The organism is Mesorhizobium sp. ESP-6-4 (genome assembly GCF_020164735.1).
GTDB lineage: Bacteria > Pseudomonadota > Alphaproteobacteria > Rhizobiales > Rhizobiaceae > Mesorhizobium.
The window spans coordinates 1-14,461 of record NZ_JAIUGS010000002.1 but is presented as its reverse complement, the minus strand read 5'-3'; the positions used below and the strand labels follow the sequence as shown (position 1 = coordinate 14,461).

Sequence of the window (14,461 nt, the reverse complement as noted above, 5' to 3'; positions counted from 1 at the left end):
CGGTGAAGCCTTGATTAAATGGCACTGTCAAAGGCCGAAGACCCGGCTTTTCCGAAGGACGGGCGAGAAGGTGATTAACGAAACGTTATCACCGCGATGCTATCGAGGGCTCCAACCCTCGCTGCTGGAAACGGATGATCCCTTTGCCGTCCGACGCTTCTGTATCGATCGCGGGACGGTCGCCGGGGCTTGCCGCCGAGACCGTCGTGGCAGTCGTGACGCTGCCGACCTTCAAACGGCCAAAGCAGGTGCTGGAAACGCTGGCTTCGCTCAAGGCGCAACGGACCGGCAGGCGCTTTGCCGTCATCGTCATGGAAAATGAGGCCGAGGCGCGCGAGGGCGCCAAGGCGGTGCTGCCCCTGTTCGAAAGCGGCGAGATGCCCGGCATGGTCATCATTGCGCATGAGCGCGGCAATTGCAGCGCCTACAATGCCGGTTGGCAGACGGCGATCCTGCAGTTTCCCAATTTTCGCCACCTGCTGGTCATCGATGACGACGAGATCGCCGAGCCAGACTGGCTCGAGCGCATGTGCGGCGCCGCGGAGACACTTGAAGCCGACATTGTCGGCGGCCCGCAGGTACCCATCTTTGCCGATGCCTCGCATGCCAGATGGGCTGAGCACCCGGTGTTCGCGCCGCCCTATCGGGAGACGGGCCGCGTGCCGGCGCTCTATTCGTCCGGCAACCTGCTGCTCGGTCGCAACGTGCTTAAGGACATGGGACCGCCCTTCCTCGATCTCAGGTTCAATTTCATGGGCGGCGGCGATTCCGACTTTCTCAGCCGGTGCGCGCAAAAAGGCTTCGTGCTCGGCTGGTGCGCCGAGGCAAAGGTCAACGAGACCGTGCCGGCCCGGCGCGTCGAGGCCGACTGGATCCGCGCCCGCAGCCTGCGCAATGGCGTGATCTCGACGCTGGTCGAAAAGAAGAAGCGCGCCGGCACGCCGCTTGCCGGCCTCAAGGTTTTCCTGAAGAGCCTGGCGCTGCTCGCCGCCTCGCCGCTGCGCGGCGCCATCCGGCTGGCGCGCACCGGCTCGCTGACGACGAGCCTCTATCCAGTCTATGTCGCGCTCGGCCGGGTGCTCGCCGAATTCGGATATGCCAATGAGCAGTACCGGCAGCCTGAGAAGAATTGAGCGCGCGCCGCTCGGCGCCGCCTTCACCAGGGAAGGTGTGGCGACGGCTATCGCCGCGCTCCTGTTCACCGTCATCATCGTCTCGTTCCGGCCCTTCCAGCCGGCAGGCGCGGAACTGACCGGCGACGGCGGCGACATCGTCAACCAACTCGGCTTCGGCTCGCTCGGCGCGGTCTCCATCTTCTCGCTGCTGGCCTTCGCCGACCCGCGCGTGGTGCGCTCGCTGGTGAGCCCTTCCTGGGCGCTGATGCTGGGCTTCTTCTTCCTGTCGGTGGTGCTCGCCACCGATCCCCCCGCGGCGATGCGCGCGGCCTCCTTCACCATGATCGGCATCATCACAATGGCGACCGTCCTGGTGCTGCCGCGCGATGCCGATTCCTTCGCCAGGGTGGTCATCTTCACCGCCGTCGTGGTGATCGGCCTTTCCTATATCGGCCTGATCGTCTTCCCGCATGAAGCGCTGCACACTGCCGACTCGCAGGAGCCCGAGCATGCCGGCCTGTGGCGCGGCGTCTTCACGCACAAGAACATCGCCGGTCCGGTGATGGCCTGTTTCAGCTTCGCCGGGCTCTACCTGTTCCGGCGCGGCCAGCGCTGGTGGGGCGCCGGCATCTTCTGCGCGGCAATGGTGTTCATGCTCCACACCGGCTCCAAGACCACTGCCGGGCTGGTGCCGTTTTCTATCATGATCGTCGTGCTGCCCAGCCTCATCGGCATGCGGCTCGGCACGCCGATCCTGTTCGCGCTGGCGATCATCGCGACCGCCGTCGGCACGCTCGGCATCGTCTTCATCGCGCCGGTGAAACATCTGGCGGCAATCTATTTCCCCGATCTCACCTATACCGGACGCACGACGCTTTGGGAGTTCGCCGGCGAGATGCTGGGGAAGAAGCCCTGGACCGGCTACGGCTATGAAAGCTTCTGGGGGACGCCGCTGCTGCTCAACCAGGACCAGCCCTTCGACCGGCCCTGGGATATCCGCACCATCGTTCACGGTCACGACGGCTATCTCGACATCGCCGTGCTGATGGGCATCCCGGCGCTCTGCGTCGCCGTCTACACCTTCCTGATCGCCCCTTTGCGCGACTATATGCGCATCCCGGCGCGCAAGGAAAACATCTTCCTCGGCGATTTCTTCATGATGGTGGTGCTGTTTACGGCGCTGAACGGTTTCCTGGAAAGCTTCTTCTTCCATCGCGGCGATCCCGTCTGGCTGTTCTTCGTGCTCGGCGTACTCGGCTTGAGACAAGTCTCGCTGCGGCCGATCCCGGTTCGCCTTTCAAACTAATCCTGGCCGATCGATCTCCCGCCGACTGCTCTTTTCCACTGCGGCGCAACCGTCTAAGGAGAGCCTTCTCGGAGGTTTTCATGACGATCAGGCTCATTCTCGCCGGTTGCGGCAATATGGGTTACGCCATGCTCTCGGGCTGGCTGAAATCCGCCAAGCTCGAGCCGCAAGCGGTGTTCGTGGTCGAGCCCAATGCCGAACTGCGCCGGCGCGCCGAACATCTGGGCTGCGGTGCCGCCGCCGACGCCGCCGGCATTCCGGCCGATGCCGTGCCCGATCTCGTTGTCATCGCGGTAAAGCCGCAGGTGATCCGCGAGGTGACGGCGCAGTACAAGCGCTTCGGCGACGGCAGGACCAGCTTTCTCAGCATTGCGGCCGGCACGCCGGTCGGCACTTTCGAGGAAATCCTGGGCGAGCTCGCGCCGGTCATCCGCTGCATGCCGAACACGCCGGCGGCGATCGGCAAAGGCATGATGGTCGTTTTCTCCAACCCGCTGGTCTCCGACGACGTCCGCCGCTTCGTCCTTGAGCTGCTTTCGGCGAGCGGCGTCGTGACGACGATCGACGACGAGGGCCTCATGGACGCCGTGACGGCCGTCTCCGGCTCCGGCCCGGCCTATATCTTCCACTTCATCGAGGCGCTGACGGTCGCGGCCGAGAAGGCCGGCCTTCCCGCCGAAACCGCCAAGCTGCTTGCCATGCAGACCGTCTTCGGCGCCGCCTCGCTCGCCGCGGAAGCAGACGAGGAGCCGGGCGTGCTGCGCCAGCAGGTGACCAGCCCCAACGGCACGACCGCCGCGGCGCTTGCGGTGCTGATGGGCGGCGACCGCCTGACGAAGCTCGTCACCGAAGCCGTGGAAGCCGCGCGGCTCAGGTCGATAGAGCTGGGGAAGTAATCTTCGTTCCGTAGAGCATGTCATCCTGAAGCCGGCGCAGGGCGTAGAGCCTCGTTGTCCGGTCCGGCAGGGCATTGTCCTCAGTCAACAACTCGCCCTTCTTCACTTGCTTCAGCACCTTGCCGCCTTCGAGCAAGCCGACCGGGACGGCGCGGACGGCGCGGGCATCGCCGACGGTCATGGTCCAGGAGCGGTAACAAGTCTCGCCGATCGCATCCAGGGTCTCCCCGGCGGCAAGGTCGCGCTTGGCGACCGCGCAGACTTCCGCCACCGGCCTCGGCAGAGGCACCATATCGGGCTTGCCGTAGAGCATGATACGGGCGGCGGTGAGCGGCACCTCGAGCGAAGTCAGGTGATAGGGCCGGAATAGCCCGTAATAAGGGCCCGTGCCGACATGGAGATCGTCCATGCGTTCGACGACGCGCGGGTGCATCGCCTCGACGATGACGAAGACGCCGGGCGCCACGCCCTTGCCGATCGTGTAGTCGACGACGCCTTTCCTCGACAGGAGGCCGCCATGCTCTTTCGGGATCAGCACCTTGGCCAGCTGATCGCGATCGGCCCTGGGGCCGTGCATGCCTTGAACATCCGGAACCAGGCCGGTGGCGTTGGCAATGGCGCACATCTCGACCATGGTCTTCGAGCCGTCGACGAATTCGACCAGCATGCGCGGGTTCATGTTGCGGCGCGCCGCCTCTTCCCGGTAGTCGTCGGGAACCGCGTCGTGGTTGAGCGGATTGTTCTTGCCCTTGCCGGCCGCGACGATGCCTAGCCCAAGCGCCGAGGCGAATTCGATCAGCTCCATGCAGCTTGACGGCTCGTCGCCCGCGCCGACCGAATAGACGACACCCAGCCGGTCTGCCTGCTGCTTCAGGTAGCAGCCGATGGTCACGTCGGCCTCGACATTCATCATCACCAGATGCTTGCCATGCTCCATCGCCACCAGGTCGAAATCGGCGGCGACGCCAGGTTTTCCGGTAGCGTCGATGACGACGTCGATCAGCGGATTGGTGACCAGCACCTCATTCGAGGTGATGGCGATCCTGCCGCTCTCGATCGCCCGGGTAACCATGGAAGCGGTTTCGGCCTCTACCGCCATCGCCTCGTCGCCAAAGGCGATGCGGATCGCCTCACGGGCGGTGTGCGGACGGCGCGTGGAGATGGCCGCGATCGAGATGCCCGGCATCAGCATGCCCTGCGTCACCAGATCGGTCCCCATCTCGCCGGAGCCGATGACGCCGATGCGCACCGGCCTGCCCTCGGCGGCGCGTCGGGCGAGATCGCGGGCAAGCCCGGTCAGGGCGATATTGGTCATGCAACAAAATCCACGGCTTTTTGCTCCGGCCGGCAATACAGGGAACGATCCGCGTTTGCCAATCAAACCAGGCTGAAATGACGATTTCTTGCGCATGCTTTGCAGGGCCGCAGCAGATTTCGCGGGAGCTTGTGCATGGCCGCCGTACGATTCGCCGTTTCTTTCAGACCATAACCATCGCTGCGCGATTTGAACTGGGAGAGTCCCGACGAGCGCGCCCGGTTTCTGTGCTATTTTTGCTACAGGCTTTAACCCTAATGCCGGAAATCGCAATTTTAGCGGGTGTCTAATCCATTATATGCTCACGTCCCCAAAAAATCTGATAGATACTGGCTGAAAGGTCCGGTGGCAGGCTTGGGCAAATAAGCGCCAATAAAAAAATAATGGCGCGGGGATAGTCACGGGGTAGAAATGACCAGGACGGGTAAAATTACCGTCGGCTGGCGCGTTGCGCTTGCTGTCACGGTGTCAATGTTGGCTTGTGGTAGCGCCAGCGCACTCACACTCAAAGAAGCTGTCGCCGTCGCCGTGGAGTCCAATCCGGAGATTGGACAGGCGATCGAAAACCGCGAAGCGATCGAATTCGAGCTGCGACAGGCCAAAGGCCTTTACCTTCCCAGCGTCGACCTGGAAGCATCGACCGGCGTTCGCCGCCTGGACAACGACACGCGGCGCGCGCTCGACGAGGATCACAAAGCCCTCTATCCGAACGAGGCAGACCTCACCGTCTCGCAGACGCTTTATGACAGCGGCGCAAGGCGGGCGGAACTGAACCGCCAGGCCTCGCGGGTCGATGGAGCGTCCTTCAGGGTTCTGGAACGGTCCGAGTTCATCGGGCTCGCCGTCGTCCAGGATTATCTGGAATACATGCTGCAGGCTTCGATCGTGGTCGAAGCCAAGAAGAATCTCGGCTTCCATCAGTCCATCCTCAGCGATATCAGGCAAGGCATCGCAGGCGGCGCGCTCAACGATGCCGACCGGCAGCAGGCCGAGGAACGCCTTTATGCCGCCAAGGCGCGGATGCAGGAAGCGACCGAAGAACTCGAGGCGGCCAAGATCCGCTTCTTCAAGAATGTCGGCAAGCCGCTGACCAACGCGTCGCGGCCCGCCGATGTCGCAGCCGCCCTGCCGCGGTCGCTGGACGATGCGATCGGGCTCGCCAGGCAGAACAATCCGCGCGTCCATATGGCCAACAGCGACATCGACGCCGCCGCTTCGCTGGTCGACGCGGCGCGGGCGAAATACGGCCCGACGATTACCGCCGAGGGCGTTGCCCGGGGCGGATATGACATCGACGGCGACAATGGCGACGCGAGCGATCTGCAGGCTCGGGTGGTGCTGCGCTGGAACCTCTATCGCGGCGGCATCGACAAGGCCAACGAACAGGAACAGATCCGCCGCACCAGCGAGCAGCGCCTTGCGCTGCACCAGGTGCTGCGCGAGATCGAGGAAGCCGTCCGGACCTCATGGGACCGCCGCTTCCGCCAGGCGGAGCTGGCAAAGACACTGCGCCAGCAGGCAGCCACCAATGAAAAGCTGGTCGCCTCCTATCGCGAGCAGTTCAAGGTCGGGCAGCGCTCGCTGCTCGACGTGCTCGATGCCCAGAACACGCGCTTCAACACCGCGACGCTGGCCGACACGTCGTCCTACGCGTCGCTGTTCGCGGAATACCGGCTGCTGGCCGCAACCGGCGAATTGCTGAAGACGCTCAACATCCAGCCGGCCAAGCAGGCCGCGGCCTACGCGCGTGAGGAATTCGGTGTGCCGGCCACGGCCGATACCGAGACCTATGCGCGCACGCCGTCGGAGCAGAAGAACGATCTGCCGTTCGACATCCTCGCGCCGGTCAGGAAAAAGTAGCCGATGTAGTATCGATCTTCGGTCCTTCGGGGCGGATCGTGAACCAGCAACCTAATATCCTATCGCCCAAGGAGGCTTTCAAAGCCTGCTTCTGCGCTGTGGCGGCCTATCTCGGCAGGCCGAGCGCCGAAACGGTGCTGTTTGCCGGCGTGCCGATTTCGGAGGCGCGCATCGAGCCGGACGAGATCCGTCATCTGGCCGAGCGCATCGGCCTGGAGGTGCAGAATTTCAGCCATCGCGATTTCCTGCGCGGCCGCTTCGATCTTCCGGCCATCGTCTTTCGCGTCAGCCAATTGCCGATCGCCCTCCTGGCGGAAATCGAGGGCGGGCAATATCTGACGGCGCCACAGGAAAACGGCCGCACCACGATCGACAGGTCGGAACTCGCCGAAAGCTATATCAGCGGCGGCACGTCCTTCTCGATCACCTATGCCAATCAGGCCGAGGAGATGACGGTCGGCACCGCCGCGCGGATCGAAAGGCGCCACTGGCTCACCGGCACGATGGGGGCGTTCTGGCGCACCTATTCGAAAGTGGTGCTGTCGGCGGTGTTCATCAATCTGCTGGCGATCGCCTCGCCGATCTTCACCATGAATGTCTACGACCGCATCCTGCCCAACAAGGCGATCTCGACGCTGTGGGTGCTGGCGCTCGGCATCGGCGCGGCGATCCTGTTCGACCTGCTGCTGAAGACGGCCAGGGCGTCGCTGATCGACTATGCCGGTCGCAAGGCGGACCTGCGGATTTCCTACCTGCTGTTCGAGAAAGTGCTGAATTCCTCGCTTTCGGCGCGGCCCGGGTCGACGGGTGAATATGCAAACCGCGTCACGCAATACGAATTCGTGCGCGAGTTCTTCACCTCCAACACGATCAGCGTCTTCATCGACACTATCTTCGTCTTCGTCTTTCTGGCTGTCATCTACGCCATCGGCGGCTGGCTGGTGGTCATACCTGCGCTGGCCTTCGTCATCTCCGTCATTGTCGGGCTGATCACGCAGAGGCGGATCGGCAAGCGGGTCGCGGCATCGATGAACGAGGCGTCGCAACGCCAGGCCCTGCTGGTCGAGTCCATCTCGACGCTGGAGACGATCAAGTCGTTGCGCGCCGAAGCCTACCTGCTGCGCAAATGGGGCGAGCACTCGAAGAACGCGGCCAACACGTCGGAAAAAATCAAGGAGCTCTCGGCGGCGGCGGGCAACATCACCGGCGCCATCCAGCAATTCGTGACGGTCGCCCTGGTCGTGGCCGGCGCCTATGCGTTCTCGGAAGGCCAGGTGTCGACCGGCGCCATCATCGGCACCGTGATGCTCGCCGGCCGCGCCGTGGCGCCGCTCGGCCAGATCGCCATCACGCTTGCCCGGTTCCGGCAGGCGATGCTGTCGCTCAAGATCATCAACACGATCATGTCGCAACCGGAGGACCGCCCCGACACCGTCGGCTTCGTCAACCGGCCGATCCGCAGCGGCGCGCTGGTCTTCAGGAATGTCGGCTTCGCCTATCCGGGCACGGAAAACGAGGTTCTGAGCGGGCTCAACATCGCGGTCAAGCCTGGCGAGCGGGTCGGCATCATCGGCCGCATCGGCTCCGGCAAGACCACGATGGGACGGCTGATCGGCCGGCTGTTCCTGCCGACGTCGGGGGAGCTGCTGCTCGACGGCATCGATATCCGCCAATACCACCCCTCGGAGGTGCGTGCCGCGGTCGGCATCGTCGCGCAGGCCGGGGACCTGTTTTCGGGAACCATCAAGGAGAACCTCCTGATGGCGGCGCCGGGAGCGACGGACGAGGAGATCATCGATGCGGCGAAGGCCGCCGGCGTCGACGACTTCGTGTCGCGGCATCCGCGTGGCTACGACATGAATGTCGGCGAGCGTGGCACCAATCTCTCGGGCGGCCAAAGGCAGGCTGTGGCGATCGCGCGGCTGCTTTTGACCAAACCGAAGATCGTCTTCCTGGACGAGCCGTCGGGTTCGATGGATCTCGCTTCCGAGCGGCAGTTGATCAAACAGCTCAAGGTGGCGTTCGACCGCAGCACGACGCTGATCGTGTCGACCCATCGCTACAGCATGCTGGAACTTGCCGACCGCCTCATCGTCATCGACCAGGGCCGCGTCGTCGCCGACGGGCCGAAGGAACAAGTCATTCAGGCGCTGCAGAAGGCAAATGCCTGACCGGAACGTATGGACATGCTAGCAAGGGAAGACCGGCCACCACTTTTCGCCTCGGCGTCCGTCTACATCGTCGGGGCGCTGTTCGTGTGCTTCACGGCCTGGGCCTCGTTCGCCGAGGTCGACGAGATCGCGCGCGGCGACGGCAAGGTGATACCCGCTTCGAAGACGCAGATCATCCAGGCCAGCGAACCGGGCGTGGTGCAGGAGATCGCCGTCCAGATCGGCCAGACCGTCAGGAAGAACGACCTCATCATCCGCCTCGACAATTCGGGCAACACGTCGAGCCTTGGCGAAGAGAAGGCCAAGGCGCGAGCTTTGCAGGCGCGCATCGCCAGGCTGCAGTTCGAGCAGAGCGGCAGTGTCGAAGGGTCGTTCCCCTGCCCGGCGGAAATCCAAAAGGTCGCGCCGGAGATCTGCGACAACGAGCAAAGGCTGCTTGTCGCGCGCCGCGACAATTTCGAGGTCAAGCTGTCGGTTCTCAAATCGCGCCTCGACCAGCGCGAGAAGGAACTCGACGAGGCCACCGCCAACGCCGACCGCCTGTCCAAGAGCCTTGCCGTCACCGACCAGGAAGCGGCGCTGGTCGAACCCATGGTCAAGAAAGGCCTGATGGCCAGGACCGAACAGATCCGCGTCGAGCGCGAACAAACCGACCTTCGCGGACAGCTGACCCTTGCCGGCGAGACCATCAAAAAGAGCAAGGGAGCAATCACCGAGGCGCAGCTTCAGGTGAACGAATTGGGGCTGCAATTGCAGCAGGAGGCGTTGAGCGACCTGACGCAGGCGCTCGCCGATCTTTCCGTGGTCGACGAAACCATTCGCGGCGCCACCGACAAGGTGGCGCGCACCGACATCCGCTCACCGGTCGACGGCATCGTCAACACGCTCGACGTCAACACGCTCGGCGCCTTCGTGCAGCCCGGCGCGGTGGTGGCCGGCATCGTGCCGACCTCCGAGACACTGCTGGTCGAGGCCCGGGTTTCGCCGCGCGACGTGGCCTTCATCCAGCCGAACCAGGAGGCGCTGATCAAGGTCACGGCCTATGATTTCTCGATCTTCGGCGGCATCGAGGGCAAGGTCTCCAACATCACCGCCGACAGCCTCGTCGACCAGAAGACGGGCGAGCCCTATTACCAGGTGCGGGTCGCCACCGACAAATCGACGCTTACCAGGAACGGCAAGACCTATTCGATCATCCCCGGCATGATCTGCTCGGTCGACATCAAGACCGGACGCAAGACGATCCTCAACTATCTTTTGAAGCCCATCAACAAGGCGCGTCAGGAGGCAATGAGTGAGCGATAGCGCCATCCATCCGGACACTTCGCGCGAACGGCTGCTGCCATCGCTCGCGGCCGAGGATTTCGGCCCCGAATTCCGCGTCGTGGCGCGCGGCGGCGTGCGTCGCGGCATCCGGCTGGAGCGCGCCTTCTGGGTGTCGCTGAAGCAGATGGCCGAAAGCCGCAAATGCACGATCGGCATGCTCGTCGAGGAGATCGCCGAACACCATCCCGACCAGGGCAATCTCACCTCGGCGATCCGCGTCGCCTGCATGCGCGGCCTGGCCGAGGAAAGCATGGAATTGCGCAAGCTCGCTTCGATCCGCACGATCAACGCGATCCTGGTCGCCTGCCCCTCGCCCGCCTTCGCGCTGTCTTCTTCGAAGAAGATCCTGGCTTTCAATACGCCGTTCCAGCAACTGGTCCGGCGCCAATTGCCGAGCGCGCCCGGAGAGGATGGGCGCCAGGACCTGAAGCTGGCGCTCGACCTCAACGTTCCCGACATCTTCGCCCGGCTCGACGCCAATGGCGAAACGCCGGTCACCAGCGGTTTCGTCATCGGCGCCGGCGAGCGCCGCTATCGCGGCCAGCTCAGCGCCGTGCGTGCGCCCGTCACCGAGCCGGAACTGCTGATGGCTTTCGTCTACAACGGGTAGAGCTTAGCATTTTCCCGGAACTGCCGGGCTGCGCGAAGACAACAGAGCGTCCGTGTATTTTTCGGCAAGGCGCTGAACCGCTTGAACTACTGCCTCAGGCTCGAAGCCACTGATGGTTCCGGCGATCCTTCGCCCGGAGCGACCGTGGCGAAGCCGCCGGCGATGTCGGCGACCTGCGCGCCGGACTTCGACCCGTGAATCCAGGCGCGATCGGTGCTGAAGGAATAGAGCGGAACATAGTCGGGCAGATCGCTGTCGCGCAGGACGGCGTTGCCGAGGCTGTCCAGGATGAAGGCGCCGCTTCCCGTGCTCACCGACAGGACGGCATGGAAGAACTTGCGGCGGCGATCCTGGAGCACCACCAGCGACATGCTCTGCGCCGGGATGCCGGCCCTGAGCAGCGCCGCCATTTTCAATATGGCGAAATCCTCGCAATCGCCGGCGCGATGCTCGAGGATTTCCGAAGGCTTCGCCCAATAGTCGAGCTTGCCATAGACGACGCTATCCTTGCGATAGGCGATCAGGCGGTTGATGCTGCTGTTGACGAAGGACAGCTTGTCGCGAAAGCCCTTGTCGCCGGCGATGTTGACGATCTCGGCGAAGGCTGGGCTCTCACGGTCGCAGACGCTGCCGGCGGTGCAATCGACGATGGCCTTGTAGACAGGAGCCCAGCGCGCCGCGACCGGGAAGTTGCGCATCGACAAAGCCACCGAGCCGAAGACGCCGGGGATGATCGCGGCGGTCTGGATCGGGTCGATGCCGGGATCGGCCTTGGCGTGCGCTTCAGCCTCGTAACGCGCTGCCGGCGTGTAGCCCACAGAAACGTCCGCGATCCGGTATGCGGACGCCGGCTGCCAGGGCAGCGGCCGGGCCAGCGAAACGCCGCCGAGGCTCGCCGGCGCAGGCACCTTTTGCAGGACCGGAACCGCGCCCGAATTCCCGCTTGCCGACGATGGATCTGCCTGAGCGGCAAGGCCGATCGCCAGCAAGAGTACCTTGATCCCCGTCGGGGCTGCTTTTTGTATTTTCATAACGCCCACCTTTGACTGTGGACGCTACCAATCTTGTCTCAAATTATCGGAAAGGAAGGTGGGTAAGTTTCCGCGAATCACGCTATTCTGTTTTGCATCAAATTTTATTCAAAATTATACTTACATTTACCAAGACGGAAGGCGTGCGGCGCGGTCATTCCCACCCTCGTTAAGGTCATGCATATCCAGATATATCATCGCAATTTACCAAGTGTAAAAAATGCGATTCTCTACATATTCGAATATATGAAATAAATTGAACGTCTGTTGCAAAGCCTGGGCCTGACATGTCTCTTTCCGGGAAATGCCGGAGGGGCTTTAGCTATGACGACCAATATCGAATTCGACGCCGTTTCAAATTCCTGGGACGAGCACACCAGCGCTGGTGAAAATCATATCTCGACGGGTGTGCAGGTCGCGCAGGCGACCGTCGCCCAGGCTGCGAGCGAACCCGTGCCGGTCGATGTCGGCAGCGGCGCGCCGGCCCAAGGCGCGGCCAATGCGCCGGCCGCAAACCAGCCGGCCGACGCCAAGGCTGCTGCCCCTGCGAACGCGCCGGCGGCAAATGCAGCGGCAGGCAATACGCCGCATGAATATCATGTCGAGGCCGGCAATGTCGTGAAGCTCCCGGCCAGCGTGTCAATCGACAACATCAAGGTCGACGGACACGATCTGGTCCTCACGCAGCCCGACGGATCCCAGATCGTCATCAAGGACGCCGCGCTGAATGTGCCGACCTTCATTCTCGGCGACGTCGAGGTGCCGCGCGTGGCGCTGATCGCCGCGCTCGAGGCCAGCCATGTCGATGTCGCCTTCGGCGCCGACGGCTCGATCTCGGCCGGCGGCAACGGCTCGCCGGGCAGCGCGGGCGGCAATTTTGAACATCCCGCAGGCGGGATCGGCGACGGCTTCGGCCTGACGTCGCTGCTGCCGCCGACGGACCTGGCGTTCGGCCAGCCTGACCATCGCGAGCTGTTCCCGGGATTGCTGCCCGATTCGACGCCGACGATCCTCGACCTGACGCCCTCGACCAGCGGCGGCGACACCAGCGTCGATGAAAAAGGCCTCGAGACCGCCGGCGCGACGGGGTCCGGCGAAGCGGGCACCGACCCCGCAATGGACAACGACCCGTCCGAGCACAACACCGGTACCTTCACCATCACCTCGCCCGACGGCATCGGCTCGGTGGACATTAATGGCCATGTGATCACCGCCGCTGAGCTTGCCAACAGCGCGTCGACACCGATCAACATTGCGACGCCCTTCGGCAACACGCTGACCATCAACGGCTACGACGCCGCCACCGGCCAGGTGAGCTACACCTATACGCTGGTGCACAGCGAGCAGCATTCCGGTGCGGGCACCGATTCCATCTTCGACAACATGACGGTGACGGTCACCGACAGCGATGGCGACGTTTCGCTTCCGGGAACGCTGTCCGTCGAAATTATTGACGACGTGCCGACGGCGCATGACGATACCGACAGCGTGGCTGCGGGTTCGCATACGCCAATCGATGGCAACGTCATCACCGGAGCCGGCAGCGACGGCAACGCCGCGGGCGCTGATTTCAAGGGCGCCGATGACGCCAGTGTGACATCGGCCTATGGCAAGGACGGCGCCGGCTCCGCGCAGACTGTGACGGACGCCGGCGTCTCGATCGCTGGCCAGTACGGCACGCTGCTTTTGCACTCGGACGGCAGCTACACCTACACCCGTGCGGCAAACACGCCGGGCGGCGTGGACGACGTGTTCCACTACACGCTGACTGATGGCGATGACGATCAGTCGTCGACGACGCTGACGATCGGTATCGGCAATGAGCCGCCGACCATCGACGGCCTGGCGCCCGAAGCTCAGGGCGGCGACGCAACAGTTAATGAAGCAGCCCTCAATATCGGCACGCCAGGCGGGCCCGGCTCCGACCCAGCAAGTACGGCCGAGACCGGCGCTGGCAGCTTCAACATCAGCTCGCCCGACGGCATCGCCTCGCTCAGCATCGAGGGCAATGCCTTCATCACCAACGGCGTCTTCACCGCTGGCTCCTTCACCACAGCACTCGGCAACACGCTCGCCGTGACCGGCTACGATGCCGCCACCGGCGTGGTCAGCTACACCTACACGCTCAACGACAATGAGGCGCATGCCGCCGGCCTCGGCACCAACAGCCTGTTCGAGAACTTCACCGTCTCGCTCACCGACCAGGACGGCCAGAACGCCACCGGCACGCTCTCGGCCAATATCGTCGACGATGTGCCGACGGCGGTCGCCGACACCGACGCGGTGCCGGCCGGCTCGTTCGCCTCGATCGGCGGCAACGTCATGACCGGCGTGGGCAGCGACGGCAATGCGGCCGGCGCCGACACCAAGGGCGCCGACGGCGCGGCCGTGGCCGGCGTCGCTGCCGGCAACACCAATGCCGACCTCGACAGCGCCGCCACGATCGGCGTGCAGATCCAGGGCGCCTACGGCAAGCTGACGCTCGCCGCCGACGGCAGCTATACCTATGTGCGCGATGCCGGCACCCCCGGCGGCGTCAACGACGTCTTCACCTACACGCTCAAGGACGGCGACGGCGACCTGTCGCACACCACGCTGACGATCTCGATCGGCAACACGCCGCCGACCATCACCAACCTGACGCCGGCGGCTCAGGGCGGCGACGTCATCGTCAACGAGGACGACCTGCTGGCCAACCGCGGCCCCGGTGAATCGGCCGGCTCCGACACCTCCAAGGAGAGCACCACCCAGGGCGGCAGCTTCAACATCAGCTCGCCCGACGGCATCGCCTCGCTCAGCATCGAGGGCCATGCCTTCATCACCAACGGCGT

At 64.0% G+C, this 14,461-nt stretch carries 10 protein-coding genes; 8 read left to right on the top strand and 2 right to left on the bottom strand.

All coding sequences use genetic code 11. The features are described from left to right. Nucleotides 1-134: 134 nt before the first annotated feature. The 3 genes from LB523_RS03815 to proC all read left to right on the top strand — a co-directional run bounded on the left by LB523_RS03815 (nt 135) and on the right by proC (nt 3,317). Nucleotides 135-1,133 carry a glycosyltransferase family 2 protein gene (locus LB523_RS03815; RefSeq protein ID WP_224601007.1) on the top strand — a complete coding sequence of 333 codons (999 nt, stop codon included), beginning with the start codon at nt 135-137 and terminating at the stop codon, nt 1,131-1,133. Beyond that, nucleotides 1,102-2,421, top strand: coding sequence for an O-antigen ligase family protein (locus LB523_RS03810; RefSeq protein ID WP_224601006.1), 1,320 nt, complete (start codon nt 1,102-1,104; stop codon nt 2,419-2,421). Before LB523_RS03815 ends, LB523_RS03810 begins: the two co-directional genes overlap by 32 nt. 80 nt (nt 2,422-2,501) lie before the next feature. Next, nucleotides 2,502-3,317 (top strand): pyrroline-5-carboxylate reductase, encoded by an 816-nt coding sequence (gene proC, locus LB523_RS03805; RefSeq protein ID WP_224601005.1) that lies wholly within the window; start codon nt 2,502-2,504, stop codon nt 3,315-3,317. Here the strand turns inward: proC and LB523_RS03800 are convergent. After that, nucleotides 3,292-4,632: an NAD(P)H-dependent oxidoreductase gene (locus LB523_RS03800; protein WP_224601004.1), complete on the bottom strand. Its 1,341-nt coding sequence runs from the start codon at nt 4,630-4,632 to the stop codon at nt 3,292-3,294. The two genes, proC and LB523_RS03800, sit on opposite strands and share 26 nt — an antisense overlap. A gap of 471 nt (nt 4,633-5,103) precedes the next feature. Between LB523_RS03800 and LB523_RS03795 the strand changes: the two genes are divergently transcribed. The 4 genes from LB523_RS03795 to LB523_RS03780 are packed head-to-tail and all read left to right on the top strand — an operon-like array spanning nt 5,104 to nt 10,599. Beyond that, on the top strand, nt 5,104-6,492 hold the full coding sequence (locus LB523_RS03795) for a TolC family protein (RefSeq protein ID WP_224544394.1): 1,389 nt from the start codon (nt 5,104-5,106) through the stop codon (nt 6,490-6,492). Nucleotides 6,493-6,530: 38 nt separating this feature from the next. After that, nucleotides 6,531-8,663, top strand: coding sequence for a type I secretion system permease/ATPase (locus LB523_RS03790; protein ID WP_224601003.1), 2,133 nt, complete (start codon nt 6,531-6,533; stop codon nt 8,661-8,663). Between the two features lie 15 nt (nt 8,664-8,678). Next, nucleotides 8,679-9,968 carry an HlyD family type I secretion periplasmic adaptor subunit gene (locus LB523_RS03785; RefSeq protein WP_095766155.1) on the top strand — a complete coding sequence of 430 codons (1,290 nt, stop codon included), beginning with the start codon at nt 8,679-8,681 and terminating at the stop codon, nt 9,966-9,968. Next, nucleotides 9,958-10,599: a ribbon-helix-helix domain-containing protein gene (locus LB523_RS03780; RefSeq protein ID WP_224601002.1), complete on the top strand. Its 642-nt coding sequence runs from the start codon at nt 9,958-9,960 to the stop codon at nt 10,597-10,599. The genes LB523_RS03785 and LB523_RS03780 overlap by 11 nt, the downstream gene beginning before the upstream one ends. An 86-nt stretch (nt 10,600-10,685) precedes the next feature. On the opposite strand, the gene LB523_RS03775 is transcribed toward LB523_RS03780, so the two are convergent. Next, the gene (locus LB523_RS03775) at nt 10,686-11,630 is read right to left on the bottom strand and encodes a transglutaminase-like cysteine peptidase (protein WP_224601001.1); all 945 of its coding nucleotides are present in this window, start codon (nt 11,628-11,630) and stop codon (nt 10,686-10,688) included. 324 nt (nt 11,631-11,954) lie between these two features. Between LB523_RS03775 and LB523_RS03770 the strand changes: the two genes are divergently transcribed. Next, nucleotides 11,955-14,461: beta strand repeat-containing protein (locus tag LB523_RS03770; RefSeq protein ID WP_224601000.1), on the top strand; the 2,507-nt coding region annotated here is incomplete at its 3' end.